Source organism: Cereibacter azotoformans, from assembly GCF_021391315.1.
GTDB classification, from domain to species: domain Bacteria; phylum Pseudomonadota; class Alphaproteobacteria; order Rhodobacterales; family Rhodobacteraceae; genus Cereibacter_A; species Cereibacter_A azotoformans.
The window spans coordinates 317,731-343,798 of record NZ_CP090021.1 but is presented as its reverse complement, the minus strand read 5'-3'; the positions used below and the strand labels follow the sequence as shown (position 1 = coordinate 343,798).

The following is a 26,068-nucleotide window of genomic DNA, read 5'->3' as shown; positions in this document are numbered from 1 at the left end:
CCGTCCGGCGCAGGCCCGCAGGACCATGTGCCGCGTGCCCGCGCCGAGACTTCCCGCCGTGCATCCCCCGCCCTATCATGGGCGGATGACCCATGACCCGGCCCAGGCCACCGCCCCCGACCTCGATCTGCTGGAACGGCTCGCCCGCGAGGCGGTGGAGGGCCTGCCCGACGCCTGGCGCGGAGCGGCCTCGGCCGTGCTTCTCAGGGTGGCGGACCTTCCGCCCGACGAGATCCTCGACGAGATGGAAATCGACGACCCCTACGAGCTGACCGGCCTCTACGAGGGGATCCCCCTCACCGAGAAGTCGGTGATGGATCAGCCGATGCAGCCGGACGCGATCTGGCTCTTCCGCAGGCCGATCCTGGACGAGTGGGTCGAACGGGGCGATGTCACCCTGCGCGAGCTTGTGACCCATGTGATGGTCCATGAACTCGCCCATCATTTCGGCTGGTCCGACGACGACATCGCCGCCATCGACCCTTGGTGGGAGTGACCGGCTCCGCGGCGGCGCGCCGATCATCTTTTCGTCAGAAGTGGTGCAGGCGGCGCCGGCCCGGCTACCATCAACGCCGACGCCGCTTTGACCCGGAGGAAGCCGATGACCATGACCCGCCGCCATGCCCTTCTGGCCGGGGCCACCCTGCCCCTCGTTCCCGCCTTCGCACCGCTGGCCCACGCGGCCGCCGACAAGCTGGGCGCCGCCACCCCGCCCTTCCGGCGCTACAGCCTCGGCTCCTTCGAGGTGACGCCCCTCCTGGCCGGCACGCGGGTGCAGGAGGATCCCAAGGCGATCTTCGCAGGCAACGTGCCGCAGGAAGAGTTCGAGGCCGCCGCGCGCGCCGCGTTTCTGCCGACCGACCGGGCGCAGGGCTTCTTCACCCCGACGCTGGTCAACACGGGGACCGAGCTGATCCTGTTCGACACCGGCCTTTCGCAGGAAGGGATCCTGGCCGCGCTCGAGGCGGCGGGCCATTCCGCCGGCGAGGTGGATCTCGTGGTGATCACCCACATGCACGGCGACCATATCGGCGGGCTGATGGAGGGCGAGACGCCCACCTTCGCCAATGCCCGCTATCTCACGGGGCAGGTCGAAAACGACCATTGGTCGGCGCAGCAGAACGAGGGCTACGAGGGCAAGGTGCGCCCGCTGCTCGAGACGATGTCCTTCGTGGCGGGCGGCGACGAGGCGGCCCCCGGCATCACCGCGGTCGAGGCCTTCGGCCATACGCCGGGGCACATGGCCTGGCGGCTCGAGAGCGACGGGCAGGCCCTGATGCTGACGGCGGATGCCGCGAACCATTATGCCTTCTCGCTCGGCCACCCCGACTGGGAGGTGCGCTTCGACATGGACAAGGCCGCCGCCGCCGCCACGCGCCGCGCCCTGTTCGGGCAGATCGCCGAAGAGCGCATCCCCTTCATCGGCTATCACATGCCCTTCCCCGCGGTGGGCTACGTCGAGACCTCGGGCGACGGCTTCCGCTTCGTGCCCGAGAGCTACCAGCTCATGCTGAACGGCTGAGCCGAGACGCCGGCCCACCGGAGCCCCCCGCATGGGGATCGTCAGTCCAGCCGGAAGGTCTTGTCGCGGCCGGTGGCCCCTCGGACGAGGGTCAGGCGGCTCTTGGCCACGCCAAGCGCCTTCGCCAGCACCTCGGTCACCGCGCGGTTGGCCTTGCCATCCTCGGGCACGCAGGTGACATGGACCCGGACCGTGCCCTCCTGCACGTCGATCCTCTCGCGCGAGGCACGCGGGGTCACCCGCACGGCGAAGGGCACGCCCGGCATGGCAAGATCACTCAGCTTCGGGTCGGTCATGGCTTCCCCCTTGCGCAAGTCCTAGCGCGGACGCAGGCTCGGCGCAAAGGGAGGGCGGCATGACCACGGGCTTCTTCTGGGACGAGCGGTGCTTCTGGCACCATGGCGGCAACTATGCGCTGACGCTGCCGGTGGGCGGGCTCGTGCAGCCGGGCGGCGGCCTGCCCGAAAGCCCCGAGACCAAGCGTCGGCTGAAGAACCTGCTCGACGTGACGGGCCTCTCGGGCGAGCTGCGCATGCTCCACGCCGCGCCCGCCACCGAGGAGGAGCTGCGTCTTGTCCATCCGCAGGGCTACGTGGCCGAGTTCAAGGCGCTCTCCGACCGGGGCGGCGGCGAGCTTGGGCTGCGCACGCCCTTCGGCCGCGACGGCTACGAGGTGGCGGCGCTGTCGGCGGGCCTGGCCACGGCCGCCCTGCGGCAGGTGCTCGAGGGGCGGCTGGCCAACGCCTATGCCCTCAGCCGCCCACCGGGGCACCATTGCCTGCCCGACTGGCCGAACGGCTTCTGCCTTCTCGCCAACATTGCGATCGCCGTCGAGGTGGCCCTCGCCGAACGGCGGGCCGAGAGGGTCGCGGTGGTGGACTGGGACGTCCATCACGGCAACGGGACCGAGGCGATCTTCCTCACCCGCCCCGATGTGCTGACGATCTCGCTCCACCAGGAGCGGAACTACCCACTCGACACGGGCGGCGCCGAGGTGCGCGGCGAGGGTGCGGGTCTGGGGGCCAACATGAACATTCCCCTGCCGCCGGGGACCGGCCACCGCGGCTATCTCGAGGCGATGGAGCGGCTCGTGCTGCCCGCGCTGCGCCGCCACCGGCCGGACGTCCTGGTGGTGGCCTGCGGCTTCGACGCGGGCGCCCTGGATCCGCTCGGCCGGATGCTGGCTTCGGCCGAGACCTTCCGGGCCTTGACCCGGATGATGAAGGAGACCGCCGCCGACCTCTGCGGCGGCCGGCTCGTCCTCGTCCACGAGGGCGGCTATTCCGAAGTCCATGTCCCCTTCTGCGGCCATGCGGTGCTGGAAGAGCTGTCGGGCAGCGGCATCCACGCGCCCGACCCGCTCGGCATGACCATCCAGGCGCGCCAACCCGGCCCCGCCTTCGATGCTTTCCTCAGCGCCCACCTGTCGGACCTGGCAACTCACTTCGCCTGATGCCCCAGGGCGCGTGCACATGCCCGCGCCCGAGGTCCCCCGCCCTCCCCCCGGCTTTCACTCTGCCCAAATATCCCGGGGGTCCGGGGGCAGCGCCCCCGGCGGCCGGACCTCGAGCCTCACGCCCCCCAGGTGCGCTCCAGCACCGCATACCAGTTCTCATGGCAGAGCTTGCGCATCAGCGCCTCGTCATAGCCGTGGGCGCGCAGGGCGGCCTGCAGGGCGGGCAGCCCCGTCACGTCCCCGATCCCCTGCGGGATCGTCGCCCCGTCGAAGTCCGAGCCCAGACCCACATGATCCTCGCCCAGCAGGCCGATCAGGTGGTCGAGATGGCGCAGGACCGGCTCCCAGCCCATCTCGGGCGACTGCCGGCCGTCCTCGCGCAGGAAAGAGGTGGCGAAGTTCAGCCCGACCATGCCGCGGCTCTCGCGGATCGCGTCGAGCTGGCGGTCGGTGAGGTTCCGGGTCGAGGGCGTCACCGCATGGGCGTTGGAATGGGTCGCCACCAGCGGCGCGTCGCTCAGCCCCGCCACATCCTCGAACCCCTTCTGGTTCAGGTGCGACAGGTCCAGCATGATCTTCAGCCGGTTGCACTCGGCCACGAGGCGCCGCCCGGCGTCGGTCAGGCCGCTGCCGGTGTCGGGCGTGCCGGGGAACCGGAAGGGTACGCCATGGCCGAACACGGTGGGACGGCTCCAGACCGGCCCGAGCGAGCGCAGGCCCAGCGAATGGAAGAGGTGGAGCGCATCCAGGTCCGCGCCGATGGCCTCGGCGCCCTCCATGTGCATGATGCCGGAGACGATCCCCTCGGCGTGGCAGGACCGCAGGTCCGCCACGGTCCGGCAGACCTTGAAGCGGCCGCGGGCCGCGCGCTCCATCCACAAGAGGTGGCCCGCCATGGCCAGCGCCACGGGCTGCGCCTGTTCGTGGCGGATCAGCGCGGGCAGGGGCAGATCGAACGGCGGATTGTTCATCATCGCCTCGAAATCGGCCGAGTCATGCGCCTGCGGCGAGGGGATGTAGATGGCGAAGAAGCCGCCCGCGAAGCCGCCCGCCTTCATGCGGGGCAGGTCGAGGTGGCCCGTCCCGTCGCCGCGCAGCCAGATCGTCTCGCGGTTGGCGGGGTTGCGCAGCAGCCGCAACAGGAAGTCGTTGTGGCCGTCGAAGACGGGGATCGTGTCGCTCATCGGATGCTCTCGGCGGGGCGGTATCCTTCGGACGCGGCCAGAAGGTCCCGGGTGTAGGTCTCGCGGGCGGCGCGGGCGCGCAGGTCCGCCCGTGTCAGTTCCTCGACCGCCTGCCCGTGCTGCATGACGAGCAGCCGCTCGCACATGTGCGCGACCACGGCGAGGTCGTGCGAGACGAGGATGTAGGTCAGCCCCCGCTCGGCCCGCAGCCGGTCGAGCAGGTTCAGCACCTCGGCCTGGATCGAGGCATCGAGCGCCGAGGTCGGCTCGTCGAGCAGCATCACCCGCGGCTCGAGGATCAGGGCGCGGGCGATCGCCACCCGCTGCCGCTGCCCGCCCGAAAGCTGGTGCGGATAGCGGAAACGGAAGCCCCGCCCGAGGCCCACCTCGTCGAGCGCGCGCAGGATGCGCGCCTCGCGGTCGTCGAAGCCATGGATGGCCAGTGGCTCGGACAGCACGCGGTCGATCGTGTGCCGGGGGTGCAGCGAGGCGTAGGGGTCCTGGAACACCATCTGCAGCCGGCGGTGAAATCCGGCCGAGCGCCGCCGGCCCAGCTCTTCGCCCGCCACGGTGACGCGGCCCTCGGAGATGGGCGCGAGCCCGCAGATGGCGCGGAGCACCGTGGACTTGCCCGAGCCGCTCTCGCCCACGATGCCGTAGCTTTCGCCCTCGGCCACGCGGAACGAGACACCGCGCACGGCATGAACCTCGCCGAAGCGGACATGGAGGTCGGAGACGTCGATCAGCGCCATCAGAGGGCCCATCCTTCTTCGCGCGTCAGCACCGGAAGGGGGCGCCGGCCTCCCTCGATCCGCGGCAGGCAGTTCAGCAACCCCTGCGTGTAGGGATGGCGCGCCTGCGCCAGTTCCGCGGCCTTCAGCTCCTCGACGACGCGGCCGGCATACATCACCAGCACCCGGTCGCAGAAACTGCCGACGAGCCGCAGGTCGTGGCTGATGAAGACGAGCCCCATGCCGCGGTCCTGCACCAGCCGGTCGAGGATGCGCAGCACCTCGATCTGCACCGTCACATCAAGCGCCGAGGTGGGCTCGTCCGCGATCAGAAGGTCCGGCTCGGCGATGAGCATCATGGCGATCATCGCCCGCTGGCCCATGCCGCCCGACAGCTCGTGCGGATAGGCGCCGAAAACGCGGGCCGGGTCGCGGATCTGCACCGCCTCGAGCATGGCCATCGCCCGGTCCCTCGCCTCGGCGCGCGAGGCGGTGCGGCGGGCGGCCTCCATCAGCTGGCGGCCGATGGTCATCACCGGGTTCAGCGAGAATTTGGGGTCCTGCATGACCATCGACATGCGGATGCCGCGCAGGCCCCGCCACTGGCGCGGGGTGGCGGCGCGCAGGTCGATCCCGTCGAACTCGAGCCGGTCGGCGGTGGCCCGACCCGGCGGAGGCGTCAGGCCCAGGATCGCGCGGCCGGTCTGGCTCTTGCCCGAGCCGCTCTCGCCCACGATCCCGAGCCGCTCGCGCCCGAGGGTGAAGCTGACGCCGCGGACGACCTCGGCCGGGCCCTGCCGGGTCGGAAAGGTCACGCGGAGGTTCTCGACATGGAGGAGCGTCATCGGCGGGCTGTCCGCCCGGCGGAAGCGTCGGAGCCTCCGGCGGGGATATTTGAGCCAGAATGAAAGCGCGCGCCGGAAGAGGCGGCGGCGGCGCGGCGGCGGACGGGGTGCGTGGGAAGGATCATTTGCGCGCCTTGGGGTCGAGCACGTCGCGCAGGCCGTCGCCCAGCAGGTTGAAGCCCAGCGACACGGCAAAGATGGCGAGGCCGGGCATGGTGGCCACCCACCAGTAGTCGATGATGAAGCGGCGCCCGCCCGCGATCATGGCGCCCCATTCGGGCTGCGGAGGCTGGGCGCCGAGGCCGAGGAAGCCGAGGCCCGCCGCGGTGAGGATGATGCCCGCCATGTCGAGCGTCACGCGGACCACGACCGAAGACAGGCAGAGCGGCGTGACATGGCCCCAGAGGATGCGCAGCGAGGAGGCGCCCTGCAGGCGGGCGGCGTTGATGAAGTCGCTGTCGCGGATCGTGAGCGTCTCGGCCCGCGCGAGGCGCGCGTAGGGTGGCCAGGAGGTGAGCGCGATGGCGATGATCGCGTTCTCGATGCCCGGACCGAGCGCCGCGACGAAGGCCAGCGCGAGGATCAGCCGCGGGAAGGCGAGGAAGATGTCGGTCGCCCGCATCAGCACCGTGTCGATCCAGCCGCCGAAATAGCCGGCGGTGGTGCCGATGGCGAGGCCGATGGGCGTCGCGATCACCGCCACAAGCACCACGACCATCAGCGTGAGCCGCGCGCCGTGGATCACCCGGCTGAAGATGTCGCGCGCCAGATCGTCGGTGCCCATCGGATGCTCCCACGAGGGGGGCTGGAGGCGGTCGGTGCGCAGGTCGCCGCCTACGATCGGGTCGTAGGGCGCGATCCAGGGGGCAAGGAGGGCCACCGCGATCAGGGCCAGGACGAGAGTGAGGCCCACCATCGCGAGGCGGTTGGCCTTCAGCGCAAGCCAGGTGCGGTAGGCCTGACCAAGCCGGGCCTGCCGCCGCGAGGCGGGCTGTTCCGACAGAAGCCACTCGGTCCGCGTCATGGCCGCACCTGCCGCCGCGTGCGCGGGTCGAGGATCGTGTAGAGCAGGTCCGACAGGAGGTTCAGCGCCACGAAGATGGCACCGATCACGAGTGTCCCGCCAAGGACGGCATTCATGTCGGCCACCTGCAGGCTGTTGGTGAGATAGAGGCCGAGGCCCGGCCAGGCAAAGACCGTCTCGGTCAGGACCGAGCCTTCGAGAAGCCCTGCATAGGACAGCGCCACCACGGTCACGAGCGGCACGGCCGCGTTGCGCAGCGCATGGACCCAGACGATCCGCCACTCGGGCACGCCCTTGACCCGGGCGGTGGTGACATATTCCTGCGCGAGTTCCGCCAGCATGAAGCTGCGCGTCATGCGGCTGATGTAGGCCATCGAGAAATAGCCGAGCAGCGCGCCGGGCAGGATGATGTGCGAGAAGGCGTTGCGGAAGGCGCCCCAGGCGCCCTGCATGGCGCTGTCGAGCAGGAGAAGCCCCGTCGTCACGGTGAAACTGTATTCATGGGCGATGTCGATCCGCCCCGGCCCCGCGACCCAGCCGAGCCGGGCGTAGAAGACGAGAAGGCCAAGCAGCCCGAGCCAGAAGATCGGCGCCGAATAGCCCACGAGGCCCAGGACGCGCACGACCTGGTCGATGGCGCGGCCCTGTTTCACGGCCGAGATCACCCCCAGCGGGATGCCGAAGAGCGTTCCGATCAGGATGCCCACGGTCGCCAGCTCGAGCGTGGCGGGAAAGACCCGTGCCAGATCGTCCGCGACCGGCCGCTTGGTCAGGAACGAGCTGCCGAGATCGCCCGAGAGCACGTTGCGCAGGTAGATCCAGAACTGCTCCCACACCGGGCGGTCGAGGCCCATGGCGCGATACATCGCGTCGTAGGTGGACTGGCTCGCACGGTCGCCGACGGCCCGCAGCACGGGATCGACCGACATGTAGCGGCTGATGACGAAGGTGACGAGAAGGAGGCCCAGGAAGGTCACCGCGACCGTGAGGGCCACCTTCGTGCCCTTCCAGAGCCAGAGGGAGAGGGCGCGGCCGCGCCCCCTTCCGATCTGCGGGGTTCCGGCCATTTACTTCGTCACGGCACGGAACGAGTTGTCGTTGAACGAGGGGCCGATGATGTAGCCCTCGACGTTCTTGCGCATGGCGACGACCTCGGATTCCTGGAACATGATCACGAAGGGCGAGGTTTCGAGCACCTCGCGCTGCATCTCGCGATACATCTCGGCGCGCTTGTCGGTGTCGCGTTCGAGCACCGCGGCATCGGCCTTGGCGGTCAGCTCGGGGATCTCCCAGGCGTTGCGCCAGGCGAGCGGTTTCGAGGCGGCATCGTCCGAATTGTCGGGGTTCTGCGCGAAGGTCGCGTTGGTGTGCGGGTCCTGATAGTCCGGGCCCCACTGGCCGATGTAGATGTCATGCGTGCGGGCGCGGTATTTCTCGAGCGTCTGGCCGCCGTCGCCGGGGATGATCTCGATGCGGATGCCGGCCTCAGCCATGGTCTGCTGGATCGCCTGCGCGATCGAGGTCACTTCGGGCGTGTTGCGGGTGTCCATCGTGACGGTGAAGCCGTCGGGCAGGCCGGCCGCGGCCAGAAGCTCCTTGGCCTTGGCGGGATCGAAGCTGTAGGGGTTTTCGTCCAGCGCGCCGAGGAAGCCCTCCGGCAGGAAGGTCTGGTGCTTCTTCTTCATGCCCTTGACCAGCGTCTCGGCGATGGCGTCGTAATCGACGAGCCATTTCATCGCCTCGCGCACCTCGGGCTTGGCCAGGTTCTCGTTCTTCTGGTTCAGGCCGAGGTAGAAGATCGTGCCCTTCACCCCGCTCTGGATCTTGATGTCGGGGTTCTGGCTCAGCGCCTCGATCTCTTCGGGCAGCAGCTTGCGCGCGATGTCGATGTCGCCCTGTTCGAGCAGCAGCCGCTCGGTCGCGGCTTCGGGGATGTGGCGGTAGATCGCGCGTGCCATCGCGGGCGTCTCGCCGTCCCAGTTGTCGTTCCGCTCCATCACGACGGCCTCGTTGGCGCGCCATTCGCGGATCGTGAACGGGCCCGAGCCGGCATAGTTGGTCTTGAGCCAGTTGTAGCCCCAGTCGCCGTCCACCTCGTTCGACTGCACCAGATCCTTGTCCACCACCGCGGCGACCGTCGCCGTCAGGCAGTAGAGCAGGAACGTCGGCGCATAGGCCTTGTCCATCTCGAAGGTGAAGGAATGGTCGCCGGTCTGGACGATCTTCTCGTCGACGTTGTCGGGGGTCAGGCCGAACTGGCCCAGGATGAAGGCCGGCGACTTGTCGAGCTTGACCGCGCGGACGAGACTGTAGACCACATCCTCGGCGGTCAGGTCGTTGCCCGAGGCGAACTTCTTGCCCTGACGGACCGTGAAGCTCATGGTCTTGCCGTCTTCGGACAGCTCCCAGCTTTCCGCCACGCGGCCGAAGATGTTCGAGACGTCGTTCACATCGTAGCCGATGATCGTCTCGTAGCTGTTGCCGATGATTTCGGAGGCGGTGAACTCGAACACCTCGGCCGGGTCGAGGGTGATCATGTCGTCGATCGCCCAGGCCTGGATGAAGGTGTCGGGCGGCGTCTCGGCGGAAAGCGGTGCCGTGGTCAGGGCGAATGCGGCAACGGCCGCCGTCGCCAGCAAGCGCGCTCGGATGAACATGGAGAACCCCCTGTCGAAGTGTTTTTCACGGGCTCCTGTCCGTCGCCGGGCGTCTGGACGGGCCCGGCAACATGCTGAGCAGCGGGTTGCGGAACTGTCAAGGGTTGCTCTCGGATCGGGAAACATGCGCCGGCAGACCGCCTTCGTCCGGCGCATCGCACCGCTTCGGCGCCGGATGCTGCCCCCGCGGGGGGCCGAAGTGCGCTTGACCCTGCCCGCCCGATCCTCAAGATCGCGCGCAAAGGAGACGCCCATGCCCGACGCGCGACCCGAGGTCCTCGATTTCCTGCTGAGCCGCCGCTCGCGCCCCGCCAAGACGCTGGCGCTGCCCGTGCCCGGCCGGAACCAGCTCGGCCCGATCCTCACGGCCGCGCTGCGCACGCCCGACCACGGCAAGCTCGAGCCGTGGCGGCTGCTGGTCCTCGAGGCGGGGGCCATGCCCCGGCTGGTCGCGCTGGCCGAGGCGCGGGCCGAGGCGCTTGGCCTCGATCCCGAGAAACGCGCCAAGGGCCGGTCGCAGTTCGAGCAGAGCCACTTGGCCGTGGTTGTGGTGGCCATCCCCAAGCCGTCCGACAAGGTGCCGGCGATCGAGCAGACGCTCTCGGCCGGCGCGGTCTGCCTCGGGCTGCTGAACGCCGCTCAGGCGGCGGGCTGGGGCGCCAACTGGCTGACAGGCTGGCCCGCCCACGACCGCGACTTCGTGCGCGAGGGTCTGGGGCTTGAGGATCACGAGTTCGTCGCGGGCATCATCCATATCGGCAGCGAGACCGTCGCCCCGCCCGACCGCCCCCGACCCGACATTGCCAGTCTCACCACATGGGTAAGTGAATGATCCGCGACTTTTTCCGCGCCATCGCCCAGATCGGCGACCCGCCCTTCCGGCGTGTCGTCCTGCTGGGCATCGGGCTCTCGCTGCTGCTGCTGATGGCCGTCTATGGCGGCTTCCTGTTCCTGCTGAACATGTTCGTGCCCGACACCGTCACGATCCCCTGGATCGGCGAGGTGGGCGCCATCGACACGATCCTCTCCTGGGGGTCCGCCGTGCTGATGCTCGGCCTGTCGGTGTTCCTGATGATCCCGGTGGCCTCGGCCTTCACGGGGCTCTTTCTCGACAGCGTGGCGGATGCCGTCGAGCAACGGCACTATCCGCAGCTCCCCCCGGCCACGCCGCTTCCCCTGATGGACCAGCTGATCGACAGCGCGAATTTCTTCGCGGTGCTGATCCTCGTCAACGTGATCGCGCTGGTGGTCTTCATCTTCGCCGGGCCGGTGGGGCCCATCCTCTTCTGGGCGCTGAACGGCTTCCTGCTGGGGCGGGAATATTTCACGCTGGTTGCGATGCGCAGGCTGGGGCGCGCGGGCGCCAAGGCCCTGCGCGCGCGCCACGCCGGACAGATCTGGCTGGCGGGGACGCTGATGGCGGCGCCGCTGTCGATCCCGATCCTGAACCTCGTGGTGCCGGTGCTGGGGGTGGCGACCTTCACCCACATCTTCCACCGGCTGGACGGCGCCCGCCGAACCTGAAGCCGAACCGCGCCGGCCCCTGGTCGGGCCGGCGCGTGATCAGAGCGGCGGAGGCGGGGGCATCCGCCCCATCACGTCGATGTCGCGCAGGCTGATCACGCCCGACAGGATGATCCCGCAGAGCACCGCCCAGACCAGCGTGCCCCAGAGCGTCGTGAGCCAGGCCTTGCGCCGGATCACATAGCCCGCGGGTGCGCCCCGCGGCGTGCCCGGCACCACATCCCCCGCCTCGTCCTGGCTCTGCACCCGCAGGGGGAGCAGGATGAAGAACACCATGAACCAGGTCACCGCATAGAGGACGATGGCGCCGGTGATGCTCATACCTGCTCAAGCTCCACGAGGCATCCGTTGAAGTCCTTGGGATGCAGGAAGAGCACCGGCTTGCCATGCGCGCCGATCTTCGGCTCGCCCGAACCCAGGACCCGCGCGCCCGAGGCCTTCAGCCGGTCGCGCGCGGCGATGATGTCCTCGACCTCGTAGCAGATGTGGTGAATGCCCCCCGCGGGGTTCTTCTCGAGGAATCCGTTGATCGGAGAGGTCTCGCCCAGCGGATAGAGCAGCTCGATCTTGGTGTTCGGCAGGGTGATGAAGACCACGGTCACGCCATGGTCGGGCTCGTCCTGCGGCGCGCCCACCTCGGCGCCGAGCGTATTTCGATATTGCGCCGCCGCAGCCTCAAGGTCGGGCACGGCGATGGCCACATGGTTCAGGCGTCCGATCATGATCTCTCCCTTGCGTCCGGTGGGGACGTTATGGGAGCGGCCCCCCTTCCGCGCAAGGGGTCAGCCGGTCGCGCGGGGCGCAGGCGGCTTAACCGGATCTTGACCCGGATCGGATTGACTGGCGCGACTCGCCCTTGCCGGAAGATCCCGATGCCCCATCTGCACCTCCTGCCCGATCCGCCGCCGTCCCCTGGCCCTTACCGGCCGCGGGGGCCGCTGCCTCTCGCGGGGCTGACCGTCCTCGCGGTCGAGGACAGCCACTTCGCGGCCGAAGCGATCCGGCTGCTGTGCCACCGCTCGGGCGCGCGCCTCCGACGGGCCGACGATCTCGAGGGGGCCCGGAAACATCTCGAGCGTTACATGCCCGACGCCGTGATCGTCGATCTCGGCCTGCCCGACGGCTCGGGCGAGATGCTGATCGCCCAGCTGGCCGCTGGCCCCGGCCCCGTGATCATCGCGGCCAGCGGTGACCCCACCCGGCGCGAGGCGGCCCTGGCCGCTGGCGCCCATGCCTTTCTGGAAAAGCCGCTCGACAGCCTCGCCCTCTTTCAGCAGGTCCTGCTCGACCATCTGCCGGGACGCCCGCGCCTTGTCGAGGATGAGACCCTGCCCCCGCCCGACCCGTTCTCGCTGCGCGAGGATCTCAATCGCGCGGCGGATCTGACCACAACCGTCCGGCCCGGAACGGCACGGGCGCGCTATCTGTCGGGCTTCGTGACCGGCATCGCGCGCAGCTGCGGCGACAAGGCGCTTGAACAGGCCGCCGTGGCCGCCCCGGACAGCGCCGAGGGGCTCGACCTCCTCCGACGCCTGATCTCCTCCAGGCTCGAGGGCCCGGCCGCAGCCGTCTGACGGCGCACCGTCACAGCAGCGGATCGGCCCCGCCCCGCACGAGCCCCGTCAGGTCCGACAGCCGCTCGATCTGCCGCCCGAAGCCGTCGAAGTTACGCGGAGACAACCAGGCCTCGAACGCCTCGCGCAGGGCGGGCCATTCCTTGTCGATCACCGAGAACCAGGCGGTGTCGCGGTTGCGCCCCTTCACCACCGTGGCCTGGCGGAACGTGCCCTCGTAGCTGAAGCCCAGCCGCTGCGCCGCCCGGCGCGAGGCAAGGTTCAGCGCGTCGCATTTCCATTCGCAGCGCCGGTAGCCGGCGGCAAAGCTCCAGGCCATCATCAGGAACAGCGCCTCGGTCGCGACCGGCGTGCGCTGGATCTCGGGCGAGAGGCAGATGTGGCCGATCTCGATCGAGCCCGCCTGGGGCGCGATGCGCAGGAAGCTTGCGACCCCGCCGCAATGGCCGGTGGCGCGGTCGCGGATCGTGTAGAACAGCGGATCGCCGCCCTCCTCGACCCCGCGCGCCCAATGATGATAGGCCGCCGTCGAGGCGAAGGGACCGTAAGGCAGATAATCCCAGAGCGTGTCATCCCCCGAAAACGCCCGGTGCAGATCGGCGGCATGGCGGTCGGCCGAGAGCCGCTCCAGCCGGGCATGGCGCCCCTCGAGCGCCTCGCCCGAGGGATGCGATGCCGAAACCCAGCCCGGAACCGGCTCGCCGAACCGCTTCACAAGTCAGTCCTTCGGCACGACACGCAGCCGCAATTCGCGCAGCTGCTCGTTGGTCGGCTCCGACGGCGCACCCATCAGCAGATCCTCGGCGCGCTGGTTCATCGGGAACATGATCACCTCGCGGATGTTCGCCTCATCCGCCAGCAGCATCACGATCCGGTCGATGCCCGCCGCGCAGCCGCCGTGGGGCGGCGCACCGTAGCGGAAGGCCTTGACCATGCCGCCGAACCGCTTCTCGACCTCCGAGGCCGGATAGCCCGCCAGTTCGAAGGCCTTGAACATGATCTCGGGCTTGTGGTTGCGGATGCCACCCGAGATCAGCTCGTAGCCGTTGCAGGCGAGGTCATACTGATAGGCCAGAACCTTCAGCGGATCGCCTTCCAGCGCCGCCATCCCGCCCTGCGGCATCGAGAACGGGTTGTGGCTGAAATCAACCTTCCCCTCGTCGTCCTTCTCGTACATCGGGAAATCGACGATCCAGGCGAAGCGGAAGCAGTTTTCCTCGGTCAGCCCCAGCTCGCGGCCGATCTCGTTGCGCGCGCGTCCCGCAACGGCCTCGAAGGTCTCGGGCTTGCCGCCAAGGAAGAAGGCCGCATCGCCCTCGCCCAGCCCCAGTTGCTGCCGGATCGCCTCGGTCCGCTCCGGCCCGATATTCTTCGCCAGCGGCCCGGCGGCCTCCATGGCGCCATCGTCGCCCTTGCGCCAGAAGATGTAGCCCATCCCCGGCAGACCCTGCGATTGCGCGAAGGCGTTCATCCGGTCGCAGAATTTCCGCGAGCCGCCCGTCGGCGCCGGGATCGCGCGGATCTCGGTGCCCTCGTTCTCCAGCAGCTTCGCGAAGATCGCAAAGCCCGAGCCGCGGAAATGCTCGCTCACCACCTGCATCCGGATCGGGTTGCGCAGGTCGGGCTTGTCCGAGCCATACCACAGCATCGCGTCGCGATAGGCGATCCGCGGCCAGTCGGCATCGACACGGCGCCCGCCGCCGAACTCCTCGAAGATGCCCTGGATCACCGGCTGCACCGCCTGGAACACGTCCTCCTGCTCGACGAAGCTCATCTCGACGTCGAGCTGGTAGAAGTCGGTGGGCGAGCGGTCGGCGCGCGGATCCTCGTCACGGAAGCAGGGCGCGATCTGGAAGTAGCGGTCGAAGCCCGCCACCATGATCAGCTGCTTGAACTGCTGCGGCGCCTGCGGCAGGGCGTAGAACTTGCCCGGATGCAGCCGCGACGGCACGAGAAAGTCGCGCGCCCCTTCGGGCGACGAGGCCGTGATGATCGGCGTCTGGAACTCGTTGAAGCCCGCGTCCCACATCCGGTTGCGCAAGCTGCGCACCACGTTCGACCGCAGCATCATGTTGGCGTGCAGCTTCTCTCGCCGCAGGTCGAGGAAGCGGTAGGTCAGCCGCGTCTCCTCGGGATAATCCACCTCGCCGAAGACCGGCATCGGCAGCTCGTCCGCCGCGCCCAGCACCGTCAGCCCGGTGGCATAGACCTCGATCTCGCCCGTGGCGAGTTTCGGGTTCACCAGCGCCGCGTCGCGGCCCTTCACGCGGCCCTCGATGCGGATCACCCATTCGGCGCGCACCGTCTCGAGCTCGGCAAAAGCGGGCGAATCGGCGTCGGCGATCACCTGGGTGATGCCGTAATGGTCGCGCAGGTCGATGAAGAGCACCCCGCCATGGTCGCGCACGCGGTGGACCCAGCCCGAAAGCCGCACCTCCTGACCGACGTGCCCGGCGTTCAGTTCCGCGCAAGTGTGGCTGCGATAGGCGTGCATTCGGCTCCCCTTCCCGAGGCTCTGGTTCGTCCGCGCCGATACACTCCCTGCCGAAGGGGAAGTCAAGCCGCCCGCCTTTTCACTCTGGCACAAATATCCCCCGCGGAGCGGCGCCTGAGCCGCGGCGGCCCGGCCGCTGCGGCGAGGCCGAAGGCTTGGCGGGAACCGCCTCCTTGCGGCTCAGAAGGGCCGGACCGCGTTGGCCGCAACGAAATGCGCGCCGAGCCCCGCGGCAAACATGATCCCGCCCGCCACGGCATGAAGAACCACCGCCATCGGAAAGCTCCGCCGCGTCTCGTAGGCCCAGCCGAAGACCAGCCCGCCGCAGAAGGTCAGCAGCGCCACAAGTCCGCTCCAGTACATCAGGTGGACCAGAGAAAAGAGCGCCGCATTGATCACGATACGCGCCCACCCCGGCGGCAGGAGCGCCCCGTAGCGGCGGAAGAACAGCGGCCGGAAGATCACCTCCTGCGGCAGGACCGACAGGAAGGGATAGACCAGAAGCACAGCCACAAGCATCGCCGGATGGTCGCGCGCCAGATCGAACAGCCGCTCGGGTCGCGTGGCCAGCACGATCGCCACCGCCCCCGCCAGCGTGGCGAGCGCGAAGCCCGCCACCAGCGGCCCGTCGATCGCCCGCCAGCCGCGCACGAGGTGCGACCAGTCGAAGTCCGGCGTCAGACCGAGCAGCACGAGGCCCAGCGCCGTGAAGGCGAACAGCGCCAGGAACATCTGCGAGGGCGGCAGGAAGAGCGCGATCACCACCGGCACGAACAGGTAGAAGGCGACGAACTCGGCCCAGAGCCGTGTTCGCGATGAAGATGTGGCCGGCATGTCCGCATGATCCGTTCGGGGTGATCCCCTGCGAACCGATCAGGAGGGCGCCGGTTCCCTTCCGGCGCCGTCCCCCGCCCATTCCGCCACCATCAACCCGCGCAGCGAATTGCCGACCCACAGCCGCACGCGGGGCAGCGCCTCGCCCGGCAGCGGCGCCTCGCGGCAGCGGCCCGCGTCCAGCATCGACTCGCGCAGGATCCCCGGCAGCAGCCCCGACGACAGGGGCGGCGTCCGCATCCCCTCACCCGCGTCGAAGAAGACGGTCGTGATGGTTCCGTCGCAGAGCTCGCCGCGCTCGTTGAGGAAGAGCAGCTCGTCGATCCCCTCCGGCAGCGCCGCCCGCGCGGCATCATAGGCCGCCCGGCGGCTCGACTTCACCTGCAGCCAGGGATCGGCCGAGCACAGCCGTTCCTCCGCGAGCCCCACCCGCCAGACGCGCTTCGCCGGCGGCAGCGGCACCACCTCGACGGCCATCCGCCCCTCGCGGTCGAGCGTGAGGCGCATCCGGGCAGGCGCCTCGGGCACCGCCGCCTTCAGCGCGTCGCCCGCCCCCCGGCACCGCCAGCCCAGCCGGGCCGCGGCCCCCTCAAGGCGCCTCAGATGGCGCCGGAGCCGCACAAGACGGCTTCCGTCCCACAGCAGCGTCTCGATGAGCCTCAGCTCGGGATCGTCGGCAGCTCCGCGAAGCGGGTCTTCCACAAGGCTTCCTCCCATTCGCCCTCGGCGGTCGAATCCTGCACGACTCCTCCGCCGACATCGAGCCGCAGCCTGCCCTCCGCGAACAGACGCAGCGTGCGGATCGCCACGTTGAAGGCCGCGCGCCCGTCCGGCGCCATCCAGCCCATCGCTCCGCAATAGAGGCCGCGGGGAAAAGGTTCCAGTTCCGAGATGATCTGCATGGCGCGGATCTTGGGCGCCCCGGTGACCGATCCGCAGGGAAAGAGCGCGGGCAGAAGCTCCGCGATCCCCGGCCGTCCGCCGAGACGGCCCGTCACGCGGCTCACCATCTGGTGCACGGTCGCATAGCTCTCGATGGCGAACAGTTCGGGCACCCGGACCGAACCCACTTCGGCAATCCGCCCGATGTCGTTGCGCAACAGATCCACGATCATCAGGTTCTCGGCCCGCCCCTTCTCGCTCTCGCGCAGCGCCTGGGCGAGGGCGGCATCGCGCGCCGGGTCGGCATCGCGGGGCGCCGTCCCCTTCATCGGCCGCGTCGAGATCCGGCCCTCGGCGTCGCAGTCGAAGAACAGTTCGGGCGAGGCCGAGATCGCAACCGGCCCGCCCAGCGCGCAGAAGGCGCCCTGCCCCACCGGCTGCCGCGCACGAAGCGCGCCATAGACGCCGAGCGCGCTGCCCGCCACAAGCTGCCCGTCGAAGGGGAAGGTCAGGTTGACCTGATAGCAGTCGCCTGCGGCAATATAGGCCATCAGCCGGGCAAAGGCCGCGTCATAGTCCGCCCGGGCGATGCGCGGGCGGAAGGGTGCAAGCCTCACCTCGGCCGCCTCGGCCGCCGCGCGGGCCAGCATGGGCCCGCCCGGGTCAGGCCCACGGAAGGCCCCGAACACCAGCAGCGGCTCGTCGCGCCGTGTGGGCATGAGGGGCGCGAGACGCGGCTCGAACACGAGCCCGGCCTCGTAGGCCACGGTTCCCGCGATCCAGAGCCCCTTCGCGCGCAGTTCATCCAGCCGCGCCAGCGCCGGGCGGAGCGCCTGCGGCTCGTCCACGATCACCGTCTCGACGGCGTCCCCAAACAGGGCCGGACCGCCCTCGGGTCCGTTCTCGCACAGGAACACGCTCTTCTCCTTCTGATGGCGGGCATCTAGCACGCTTGCCCCGCCCGGTGACAGCCCGCCCGCGACATGATGCAAGAGGGTTGCGCCGCGCGGCGGCAGGTCTATAACCGCGCCAATTTGCGCAGAGCGTAGAATCCGACCATCCCCGCCCGAACCGGGCGCGGGACCAGAGACATGGGGCCCCCGAATGCCGAAAAGAACCGATATCAGCTCGATCATGATCATCGGGGCCGGGCCCATCGTCATCGGGCAGGCCTGCGAGTTCGACTATTCCGGCGCCCAGGCCTGCAAGGCCCTGCGCGAAGAGGGCTACCGGGTCATCCTGGTGAACTCGAACCCGGCGACGATCATGACCGATCCGGGTCTCGCCGACGCCACCTATATCGAGCCGATCACGCCGGAAGTCGTCGCCAAGATCATCGAGAAGGAGCGCCCGGACGCGCTTCTGCCCACGATGGGCGGTCAGACCGGCCTGAACACGGCGCTCGCGCTGGCCGACATGGGCGTGCTGGAAAAGTTCGGCGTGCAGCTCATTGGCGCCAACCGCGAGGCCATCGAGATGGCCGAGGACCGCAAGCTCTTCCGCGAGGCGATGGACCGGATCGGGCTGGAAAACCCCAAGGCCACCATCATCGCCGCCCCGAAGCTGCCCAACGGGCGCTATGACATCAACGCCGGCGTGGCCGAGGCGATGGCCGCCATCGAATATGTGGGCCTGCCCGCGATCATCCGTCCCGCCTTCACGCTGGGCGGCACCGGCGGCGGCGTGGCCTACAACCGCGACGATTACGAGGCGATCTGCCGCTCGGGCCTTGACGCGTCGCCGGTGGCGCAGATCCTCGTCGATGAAAGCCTGCTCGGCTGGAAGGAATACGAGATGGAGGTGGTCCGCGACCGTGCGGACAACGCCATCATCGTCTGCTCGATCGAGAACGTGGACCCGATGGGCGTGCATACGGGCGACTCGATCACCGTCGCCCCGGCGCTGACGCTGACCGACAAGGAATACCAGATCATGCGCAACGGCTCGATCGCCGTGCTGCGCGAGATCGGGGTCGAGACGGGCGGCTCGAACGTGCAATGGGCGATCAACCCGGTGGACGGCCGGATGGTCGTGATCGAGATGAACCCGCGCGTGTCGCGCTCCTCGGCGCTGGCGTCGAAGGCCACGGGCTTCCCCATCGCCAAGATCGCGGCGAAGCTCGCCGTCGGCTACACGCTCGATGAACTGGACAACGACATCACCAAGGTCACGCCCGCCTCGTTCGAGCCCTCGATCGACTATGTCGTGACCAAGATCCCGCGCTTTGCCTTCGAGAAGTTCCCCGGCTCGAAGCCGGAACTGACCACCGCGATGAAGTCGGTGGGCGAGGTCATGGCCATCGGCCGGACCTTCCACGAATCGATGCAGAAGGCGCTGGCCTCGCTGGAAACCGGCCTGAGCGGCTTTGACGAGATCGAGATCCCCGGCGCGCCGGACAAGGCTGCGATCATCAAGGCGATCTCGGCCCAGACCCCCGACCGGCTGCGCCTGATCGCACAGGCGATGCGCCACGGGCTGTCGGACGATGAGATCCAGGCCGCCACCGCCTTCGACCCCTGGTTCCTCGCCCGCATCCGCGAAATCATCGACGCCGAGGCGAAGATCCGCGCGAACGGCCTGCCGCTGGCCGAGGAGCCGCTGCGCAAACTGAAGATGATGGGCTTTACCGACGCCCGGCTGGCAAAGCTGACGGGCCGCGAGGAAGGCCAGGTGCGCCGCGCGCGCCGGAACCTTGGTGTCAAGGCGGTCTTCAAGCGCATCGACACCTGCGCGGCCGAATTCGAGGCCCAGACCCCCTACATGTATTCCACCTACGAGGCCCCCGCGATGGGCGACGTGGAATGCGAGGCGCGGCCCTCGGGCGCGAAGAAGGTGGTGATCCTCGGCGGCGGCCCCAACCGGATCGGTCAGGGCATCGAGTTCGACTACTGCTGCTGCCACGCCTGCTTCGCGCTGACCGCGGCCGGTTACGAAACCATCATGATCAACTGCAACCCCGAGACCGTGTCGACCGACTACGACACGTCGGACCGGCTCTATTTCGAGCCGCTGACGCTGGAGCATGTGCTGGAAATCCTGCGGGTGGAGCAGGAGAACGGCACGCTGCACGGCGTGATCGTGCAGTTCGGCGGGCAGACGCCCCTGAAGCTCGCTCAGGCGCTGGCGCATGAGGGCATCCCGATCCTTGGCACCACGCCCGATGCGATCGACCTTGCCGAGGACCGCGAGCGCTTCCAGAAGCTGCTGAACGATCTGGGCCTGAAGCAGCCGATCAACGGCATGGCGCGGTCGCGCGACGAGGCCTTCGCCATCGCCGGCCGCATCGGCTATCCGCTGGTGATCCGCCCCTCTTACGTCCTCGGCGGCCGCGCCATGGAGATCGTGCGCGACGACGCCCAGCTCGAACGCTACATCCGCGAGGCGGTGCAGGTCTCGGGCACCTCGCCCGTGCTGCTCGACAGCTATCTGGCCGGCGCCATCGAGGTCGATGTGGACGCGCTCTGCGATGGCGAGAACGTCCATGTGGCCGGTATCATGGAGCATATCGAGGAAGCGGGCGTTCATTCGGGCGACTCGGCCTGCTGCCTGCCGCCGCATTCGCTCTCGGCCGAGACCATCGAGGAACTGAAGCGCCAGACCGTCGAGATGGCCCGCGCACTGCATGTGGTGGGCCTGATGAACGTGCAGTTCGCGATCAAGGACGGGGTGATCTTCGTTCTCGAAGTGAACCCGCGCGCCTCCCGCACCGTGCCCTTCGTGGCCAAGGCCACCGACAGCGCCATCGCCTCCATCGCGGCACGGCTGATGGCGGGCGAGCCGCTGAGCGCCTTCCCGCTGCGCGAGCCCTACCCGGCGGGCGTCGGCCCCGACACCGACCTGCCGCTGGCCGATCCGCTGACGCTGGCCGATCCGATCACGCCCTGGTTCTCGGTGAAGGAATCGGTGCTGCCCTTCGCCCGCTTCCCCGGCGTGGACCCGCTCCTCGGCCCCGAGATGCGCTCGACCGGCGAGGTGATGGGCTGGGACCGCAACTTCGCGCTCGCGTTCCTCAAGGCGCAGATGGGCGCCGGCACACATCTGCCCGAGGGCGGCCGCGTCTTCCTGTCGGTCAAGGATCAGGACAAGACCGATGCGCTGGCCAAGGCCGCCGCCGGGCTGACCGCGATGGGCTTCGAGATCGTGGCGACGAAAGGCACCGCCGCCTGGCTGAGCGCGCAGGGCATCGAGGCGACCTCGGTCAACAAGGTCTATGAGGGCCGCCCGAACATCGTGGACCGGCTGAAGAACGGCGACATCACGCTGGTGATGAACACGACCGAGGGGACGCAGGCGATCAGCGACAGCCGCGACATCCGCCGCGTCGCGCTGATGGACAAGATCCCCTACTTCACCACCGCCGCCGCAAGCATCGCCGCCGTCGAGGCGATGCAGGCCCGCGGCGAAGGCTACGGGGTGCGCACCCTTCAGGGCTGACGCCACCGGGCCCCGGCCGCCTTCGCGCGGCCGGGCCGGCCCTCTTCCCCCTCCTCGTCGGCGGAACCCTGCGCAGCGCGCCGGCCGCGCGCGGCGCTGCGGGACTAATCCGGCCGCGCGCTACGTCCTTCCTTGCAGTCCTGCGACGCCGCAGGGCGCCCCAGTCAAGGAGACCAACGGAATGCCGACGATCATCGGAAACGGCTCGGCCAACCGGCTGAACGGCAGCAACCTCAACGACATCATTCGGGGCCTGGATGGCGAGGACACCATCTTTGGCAATGGCGGGCGCGACCGCATCGAGGGCAACGACGACGACGACCTGCTCTATGGCGGCGCCGGCGCGGATACGATCCTCGGCGGCAAGGGCGAGGACCGGCTTTACGGTCAGGGCGGCGACGACCTGATGACCGACGAGAGCGGCAACGACCGCTTCTTCGGCGGCGCGGGCAACGACACGATCCGCGCCGGCGAGGGCAATGACCTGCTCGACGGCGGCACCGGGGCCGATTTGCTTGTCGCGGGCTCCGGCAACGACACGCTGCGCGGCGGCGACGGCGCTGACCGGCTGCACGGCGGCGAGGGCAACGACCGGATGAGCGGCGGCGCCGGCAACGACCGGATGTGGGGCGGCGAGGGCGATGACGTGCTGAACGGCGGCCGGGGCAACGACGTGATGATCGGCGGCGAAGGCGACGACCGCTTCGTGTTCAACTTCGGCGCCGATGTGATCCGCGACTTCGACGACGATGACGACAAGATCGACCTGTCGTCCTTCGGTCTCACCTACGCGCAGGTGATGAACCGGACCGTCGAGCGAGGCGAGGATGTGCTGATCCGCATCGGCGCCCATTCCCTGCGCATCGAGGACACGTCGCGCAGCGATCTCGACCGCGACGACTTCATTCTGTGACCCGGCGCGACGGGGCGGCGTTCAGGCCGCCCCGTCGTTCCGGCGCGGCGCGGGACAGCTTTCGCTTGACTTGCAGCCGGAAAACCCCCATCTCCGCCAAGACGCCCAAGACCCCGCTGCCGCGTGAGCAGCCGCTCCCGATCGGGGGCCAGGGTCGGGCCGACAGGTTCCCACCGTCACGCAGGGGCACCGCGGCATATCCCGTGCCGCCCCGCCTCCCGCCTCCCCTGAAGGGGAGACACTCCCATTCCGCGGGCCGATGCCCGCCTGCCGAAAGATGACCATGGCTGATTTCAGCACGCTCGGGCTGTCCGAGAAGATTCTTCAGGGCCTTGCCAAGGCCCAGTTCACCAAGGCCACCCCGATCCAGGTCGAGGCGATCCCGCATGTCATGCAGGGGCGCGACCTGATGGGCCTGGCCCAGACCGGCACCGGCAAGACGCTAGCCTTCGGGCTGCCGCTCTTGCACCGCCTGCTGGGCGTCGGCCACCCGCCGCCGCCGCGCACCATCCGCGCGCTGATCCTTGCGCCCACGCGCGAACTGGTGAGCCAGATCGCCGCCAACCTCGAGCTGTTCACCAAGGGCACGCCGGTCAAGGTCGTCACCATCACCGGCGGCGCCTCGATCAATCGCCAGACCGAGCGGCTGGCGCGCGGGGCGGACATCATGGTGGCCACGCCGGGTCGCCTCATCGACCTGCTCGACCGCAACGCGGTGGTGCTCGATCATACGGGCTATCTGGTGCTGGACGAGGCCGACCAGATGCTCGACATGGGCTTCATCCACTCCCTGCGGAAGATCGCGCGCTTCCTGCCGCTCAAGCGGCAGACGCTGCTCTTCTCGGCCACCATGCCGAAGCTGATCGAGGAGCTGGCCCACACCTTCCTGCGCGAGCCGGTTCGCGTGCAGGTGGCCCCGCCCGGCAAGCCGGTCGAGAAGATCGCGCAGGGCGTGCACTTCATCCCGCAGGGTGACAAGGCCAAGCTGCTGGAGAGCTACCTGCTCAAGCATCCGGGCGAGCAGGCGCTGGTCTTCGGCCGCACCAAGCACGGCTCGGAAAAGCTGATGAAGCTGCTGGTCAGCTGGGGCTTCAAGGCGGGCTCGATCCACGGCAACAAGAGCCAGAACCAGCGTGACCGCACCCTGACCGAGTTCCGCGACGGCACGCTCGACGTGCTGGTGGCCACCGATGTGGCGGCCCGCGGCATCGACATTCCGGGCGTGCGCCACGTCTACAACTACGACATGCCGAACGTGCCCGAGAACTACGTCCACCGGATCGGCCGCACCGCCCGCGCCGGCGCCGAGGGCAGCGCCGTTGCCTTCGTCGCCCCGGCCGAGATGGATGAGTTCCGCGCGGTCGAGAAGCTGCTGAAGCAGCCGATCCCGGTCATCGGTGGCGCGCCCTGGGCGGCCGACATCGTGGCCGCCGCACCGCGTCCGGGGCAGAAGCCGCGGCAGGGCGGCCGTCCCAGGGCCGCCGGCAAGCTGCAGGGCAAACCGCAGGGTCAGGCGAAGGCGCATCCGCGCGCCGGACGTGCCTCGGGCGTGCCCGGTGGACAGGCGGCGCCCAAGCGTCCCCAGCGCGGTCCGCGTCGCAGCGAAGCCGCTCGCGGCTGAAAAGATACATCCAGGGCAGCCTGCTTCCTGGTGACGCAGGCTGCGATTCCGGCGGGCGCCGGCATTCAGGATCGCGCATAATGAAGCTCCGGTGAGCCGGAGTTGTAACGAGTATCCGGCGACTGCAGCGCCGGGGGTTAGCCTTACGAGTGAACACGCATTGCGCGAAGGGGCCCGGCAGATGCCGGTGGCAACGCCACCCGCCTGCCGGGCAACCCTTCGCTGCGGATCGGCCCCTCTCCCCACATGTCGCGCCGGATCAGCCCGCCCGACGGCTTGATGCGGATCAAGGCGATCGGAACGGCCTGTGCGGCAGACTGCCCGCGGACACGTTGGCCCTTCCCCCGGAGATCCTCGCCATGACCCGCCTGATGATGATCCTGTTCTCGTTCATTTCCGTCACTCTCATGGGCATCTGCATCGTGATCGCCCTCGTGACCGGGAACGACACTCTCACTCCGATCGTGGTCTCTGCGGCAATCGGCTTCGTGGCGGCGCTCCCCGCGAGCTTCATCATCGCGCGCAAGCTCGCCTGATTCCCGGCCAGCCAGACAAGGAGATCGCGATGAAGAAGGAAGCACCCGCAGGATATTCGAGGATGCAGGTCATCCTGCATTGGGCGGTGGTGGTGCTCATCGTGGTGCAGTTCCTGCTCGGGCCTGCCATTGCGACCGTGTTCGAGGGGATGCAGACCGGCAGCCCACAGGGCGTGACGGCCTTGGCTTGGGTGCATGTGGTGCTCGGGATGGCGGTGCTGCTTTTTGCCTGCTGGCGTGTGGGCCTGCGCTTTGCGCGCGGCGTTCCGGCCCCCGCCTTCGAGCCGAAAACCCCCGAGCAGGGCTTTCTGGCCTTCGTCACCCACGAGCTGACCTTCTTCCTCTACCTCGCGATTCTCGCCATGCCCATTCTGGGTGCGGTTGGCTGGTTCTACGGCAACGGGGTCGCCGCCTCGGCCCATGCCAGCATGAAATACCTGCTGATCCTGGTGGTGGCGGTGCATGTCGGCATCTCGCTCTTCCACCAGTTCGTGCTGCGCGACGGCGCGTTCGAGCGGATGCGGAAGATCCGCGACTGATCCTGCGGGGGCGGGCCGGCCGGCCCGCCCCGCGGCCTTCAGGCGTCGAGGAACACCCGGACCGTATCCTCGAACGCGCGGGGCTTCTCGGCGTGAAGCCAGTGCCCCGCCCCCTTCAGCTCGGCAAAGCGCGCGGCGGGGAAGAGCCGCAGGATCGTCTCGCGATGCTCGGGCCGGACATAGGTCGAGAGTTCGCCGGTCAGGAACAGCGTCGGCCCCTCGAACCGGCCCTCGACCGCGGGCCAGCCGACGATATGGGGCATCTCGGCGGCCAGCAGGTCGAGGTTCAGCCGCCAGCGCGGCGGGTCGGATTTCAGATCCAGCGATTGCAGGAAGAAGGCGCGCAGGCCCGCGTCGGGCAGCACCTCGGCCAGCTTGCGGTCGGCGTCGCCCCGCGTCGCGACCGTCGCCGGATCGAGCCCGCGCATCACATCCACGTTGCGCGTCTGGTCATGGTCATAGGCCACCGGCGCCACATCGGCCACCACCAGCCGCCGCACCCGTTCGGGTTCGGTCAGCGCAAGCATCATCGCGGCCTTGCCGCCCATGGAATGCCCCAGCACATCCGCCTGCCCGCCCTGCGCCCGGATCACCTCGGCGAGGTCGGCGGCCATGTCGGGATAGCGGTGGGTCTCGGTCCAGGGACTGTCGCCATGATTGCGCATGTCCACGGCGATCACCTTGCGCGTCTCGGCAAGGCGGCGGCAGATCACGCCCCAGTTCCGCGCCGAGCCAAAGAGCCCATGCGCGATCAGAAGCGGCGGTGCGTCGGACGGCTGCTCCGCCCGGTAGAGGGTCATGTTCAGCATGGGGCGGTTCTAGCCCGTTGCCGCACCGCCTTCCAGAGCGGTTGATCGCTCCGGTTCCGCTTCCTAATCTGGCGCCGTGGCAGAGGGATGAGCATGAGTGCTTTGGCGATCAGGCAGATGGTGGATCGTGTGGCGGCCCTGATGGAGGAGCGGCTCCATGTGCGCGGGCAGGGCCTGACGGCCAAGTTGAAGCGCGGGGCGGGCCGCCTGCCCCGCCGGGTGCGGGCCGCGGCACGGGATCTGGCGCGGGCGGGCGAGATGGCGCGCGATCCGCGGCTGCTCATGCAGATGGATTTCGAGAAGGTCTCGGCCGACTATGACCTCTGCGTGCGGCATCTCGTATCGATCGATGCCCGGACGCGGATCATGGGTCGGGTGCTGGCGTTGGTTCGGGTCGTGGCGGCGGCGGGCCTGCTGGCCGGAGGTGCGGCCTTCGCCGTGGCGCGCCTGCGCGGCCTGATCTGACGGGGCGCGCGCCCTGCACGAGCG

Annotated in this window: 27 protein-coding genes; 12 read left to right on the top strand and 15 right to left on the bottom strand. The window is 69.2% G+C overall.

Annotated features, from left to right (window positions below):
* Positions 1–85 precede the first annotated feature (85 nt).
* Both LV780_RS01695 and LV780_RS01690 read left to right on the top strand, forming a co-directional pair.
* The gene (locus LV780_RS01695; RefSeq protein WP_108220140.1) at positions 86–496 is read left to right on the top strand and encodes a metallopeptidase family protein; all 411 of its coding nucleotides are present in this window, start codon (positions 86–88) and stop codon (positions 494–496) included.
* Positions 497–601: 105 nt separating this feature from the next.
* The gene (locus LV780_RS01690) at positions 602–1,522 is read left to right on the top strand and encodes an MBL fold metallo-hydrolase (RefSeq protein ID WP_108220097.1); all 921 of its coding nucleotides are present in this window, start codon (positions 602–604) and stop codon (positions 1,520–1,522) included.
* Between the two features lie 41 nt (positions 1,523–1,563).
* Here the strand turns inward: LV780_RS01690 and LV780_RS01685 are convergent, their stop codons facing one another.
* A complete protein-coding gene (locus LV780_RS01685; protein WP_101340766.1) occupies positions 1,564–1,818 on the bottom strand; it encodes a DUF167 domain-containing protein in 255 nt (84 codons plus the stop codon).
* Positions 1,819–1,877: 59 nt separating this feature from the next.
* Here LV780_RS01685 and LV780_RS01680 point away from each other — a divergent pair, with 59 nt between their 5' ends.
* Complete coding sequence (locus LV780_RS01680) at positions 1,878–2,975, top strand: class II histone deacetylase (protein ID WP_108220096.1); 1,098 nt, start codon at positions 1,878–1,880, stop codon at positions 2,973–2,975.
* Positions 2,976–3,094: 119 nt separating this feature from the next.
* Here LV780_RS01680 and LV780_RS01675 read toward each other — a convergent pair whose 3' ends face one another.
* The 6 genes from LV780_RS01675 to LV780_RS01650 form a co-directional block, all read right to left on the bottom strand.
* Positions 3,095–4,162, bottom strand: a complete 1,068-nt coding sequence (locus LV780_RS01675) for a dipeptidase (RefSeq protein ID WP_108220095.1) — start codon at positions 4,160–4,162, stop codon at positions 3,095–3,097.
* Positions 4,159–4,914, bottom strand: a complete 756-nt coding sequence (locus tag LV780_RS01670; protein WP_011907436.1) for an ABC transporter ATP-binding protein — start codon at positions 4,912–4,914, stop codon at positions 4,159–4,161. Before LV780_RS01670 ends, LV780_RS01675 begins: the two co-directional genes overlap by 4 nt.
* Positions 4,914–5,738 carry an ABC transporter ATP-binding protein gene (locus LV780_RS01665; protein ID WP_011907435.1) on the bottom strand — a complete coding sequence of 275 codons (825 nt, stop codon included), beginning with the start codon at positions 5,736–5,738 and terminating at the stop codon, positions 4,914–4,916. The genes LV780_RS01670 and LV780_RS01665 overlap by 1 nt, the downstream gene beginning before the upstream one ends.
* Before the next feature lie 121 nt (positions 5,739–5,859).
* On the bottom strand, positions 5,860–6,762 hold the full coding sequence (gene nikC, locus LV780_RS01660; RefSeq protein WP_011907434.1) for a nickel transporter permease: 903 nt from the start codon (positions 6,760–6,762) through the stop codon (positions 5,860–5,862).
* Entirely contained in the window at positions 6,759–7,829 is a 1,071-nt protein-coding gene (locus LV780_RS01655) for an ABC transporter permease (RefSeq protein ID WP_011907433.1), read from the bottom strand. The genes nikC and LV780_RS01655 overlap by 4 nt, the downstream gene beginning before the upstream one ends.
* Positions 7,830–9,419: an ABC transporter substrate-binding protein gene (locus LV780_RS01650; RefSeq protein WP_108220094.1), complete on the bottom strand. Its 1,590-nt coding sequence runs from the start codon at positions 9,417–9,419 to the stop codon at positions 7,830–7,832. It abuts the gene before it with no gap.
* Positions 9,420–9,672: 253 nt separating this feature from the next.
* On the opposite strand from LV780_RS01650, the gene LV780_RS01645 reads away from it, so the two are divergent.
* Together LV780_RS01645 and LV780_RS01640 are read left to right on the top strand one after the other, a co-directional pair.
* The gene (locus LV780_RS01645) at positions 9,673–10,251 is read left to right on the top strand and encodes a nitroreductase family protein (RefSeq protein WP_108220093.1); all 579 of its coding nucleotides are present in this window, start codon (positions 9,673–9,675) and stop codon (positions 10,249–10,251) included.
* Positions 10,248–10,943: an EI24 domain-containing protein gene (locus LV780_RS01640; protein ID WP_011907430.1), complete on the top strand. Its 696-nt coding sequence runs from the start codon at positions 10,248–10,250 to the stop codon at positions 10,941–10,943. The genes LV780_RS01645 and LV780_RS01640 overlap by 4 nt, the downstream gene beginning before the upstream one ends.
* Positions 10,944–10,982: 39 nt before the next feature.
* Here the strand turns inward: LV780_RS01640 and LV780_RS01635 are convergent, their stop codons facing one another.
* Together LV780_RS01635 and mce are read right to left on the bottom strand one after the other, a co-directional pair.
* Positions 10,983–11,264, bottom strand: coding sequence for a DUF1467 family protein (locus tag LV780_RS01635; protein WP_108220092.1), 282 nt, complete (start codon positions 11,262–11,264; stop codon positions 10,983–10,985).
* Positions 11,261–11,665: a methylmalonyl-CoA epimerase gene (gene mce, locus LV780_RS01630; protein ID WP_011907428.1), complete on the bottom strand. Its 405-nt coding sequence runs from the start codon at positions 11,663–11,665 to the stop codon at positions 11,261–11,263. Before mce ends, LV780_RS01635 begins: the two co-directional genes overlap by 4 nt.
* Before the next feature lie 150 nt (positions 11,666–11,815).
* Here mce and LV780_RS01625 point away from each other — a divergent pair, with 150 nt between their 5' ends.
* Positions 11,816–12,517, top strand: a complete 702-nt coding sequence (locus LV780_RS01625) for a response regulator (protein WP_108220091.1) — start codon at positions 11,816–11,818, stop codon at positions 12,515–12,517.
* 10 nt (positions 12,518–12,527) lie between these two features.
* Here the strand turns inward: LV780_RS01625 and LV780_RS01620 are convergent, their stop codons facing one another.
* The 5 genes from LV780_RS01620 to LV780_RS01600 all read right to left on the bottom strand — a co-directional run bounded on the left by LV780_RS01620 (position 12,528) and on the right by LV780_RS01600 (position 17,644).
* Positions 12,528–13,232, bottom strand: a complete 705-nt coding sequence (locus LV780_RS01620; protein ID WP_108220090.1) for a GNAT family N-acetyltransferase — start codon at positions 13,230–13,232, stop codon at positions 12,528–12,530.
* 3 nt (positions 13,233–13,235) lie between these two features.
* A complete protein-coding gene (gene aspS, locus LV780_RS01615) occupies positions 13,236–15,011 on the bottom strand; it encodes an aspartate--tRNA ligase (RefSeq protein ID WP_108220089.1) in 1,776 nt (591 codons plus the stop codon).
* 180 nt (positions 15,012–15,191) lie between these two features.
* A complete protein-coding gene (locus LV780_RS01610) occupies positions 15,192–15,845 on the bottom strand; it encodes a CPBP family intramembrane glutamic endopeptidase (protein ID WP_101340754.1) in 654 nt (217 codons plus the stop codon).
* Positions 15,846–15,884: 39 nt separating this feature from the next.
* Complete coding sequence (locus LV780_RS01605; RefSeq protein WP_101340753.1) at positions 15,885–16,547, bottom strand: aminotransferase class IV family protein; 663 nt, start codon at positions 16,545–16,547, stop codon at positions 15,885–15,887.
* Positions 16,505–17,644, bottom strand: a complete 1,140-nt coding sequence (locus tag LV780_RS01600) for an aminodeoxychorismate synthase component I (RefSeq protein WP_108220088.1) — start codon at positions 17,642–17,644, stop codon at positions 16,505–16,507. Before LV780_RS01600 ends, LV780_RS01605 begins: the two co-directional genes overlap by 43 nt.
* Before the next feature lie 187 nt (positions 17,645–17,831).
* Between LV780_RS01600 and carB the strand changes: the two genes are divergently transcribed.
* The 5 genes from carB (at position 17,832) to LV780_RS01575 (ending at position 24,770) form a co-directional block, all read left to right on the top strand.
* On the top strand, positions 17,832–21,161 hold the full coding sequence (gene carB, locus LV780_RS01595; protein WP_108220087.1) for a carbamoyl-phosphate synthase large subunit: 3,330 nt from the start codon (positions 17,832–17,834) through the stop codon (positions 21,159–21,161).
* Positions 21,162–21,342: 181 nt separating this feature from the next.
* Positions 21,343–22,074, top strand: coding sequence for a calcium-binding protein (locus tag LV780_RS01590; RefSeq protein WP_011907420.1), 732 nt, complete (start codon positions 21,343–21,345; stop codon positions 22,072–22,074).
* Positions 22,075–22,333: 259 nt separating this feature from the next.
* Positions 22,334–23,695 (top strand): DEAD/DEAH box helicase, encoded by a 1,362-nt coding sequence (locus LV780_RS01585; RefSeq protein WP_108220086.1) that lies wholly within the window; start codon positions 22,334–22,336, stop codon positions 23,693–23,695.
* 359 nt (positions 23,696–24,054) lie between these two features.
* Complete coding sequence (locus LV780_RS01580) at positions 24,055–24,231, top strand: hypothetical protein (protein ID WP_011907418.1); 177 nt, start codon at positions 24,055–24,057, stop codon at positions 24,229–24,231.
* Positions 24,232–24,260: 29 nt separating this feature from the next.
* Positions 24,261–24,770 (top strand): cytochrome b, encoded by a 510-nt coding sequence (locus tag LV780_RS01575; RefSeq protein ID WP_011907417.1) that lies wholly within the window; start codon positions 24,261–24,263, stop codon positions 24,768–24,770.
* A gap of 38 nt (positions 24,771–24,808) precedes the next feature.
* Here LV780_RS01575 and LV780_RS01570 read toward each other — a convergent pair whose 3' ends face one another.
* Complete coding sequence (locus tag LV780_RS01570) at positions 24,809–25,579, bottom strand: alpha/beta fold hydrolase (protein ID WP_108220085.1); 771 nt, start codon at positions 25,577–25,579, stop codon at positions 24,809–24,811.
* A 93-nt stretch (positions 25,580–25,672) separates the two neighbouring features.
* Between LV780_RS01570 and LV780_RS01565 the strand changes: the two genes are divergently transcribed.
* Positions 25,673–26,044, top strand: coding sequence for a hypothetical protein (locus tag LV780_RS01565; RefSeq protein ID WP_011907415.1), 372 nt, complete (start codon positions 25,673–25,675; stop codon positions 26,042–26,044).
* Positions 26,045–26,068 lie beyond the last annotated feature (24 nt).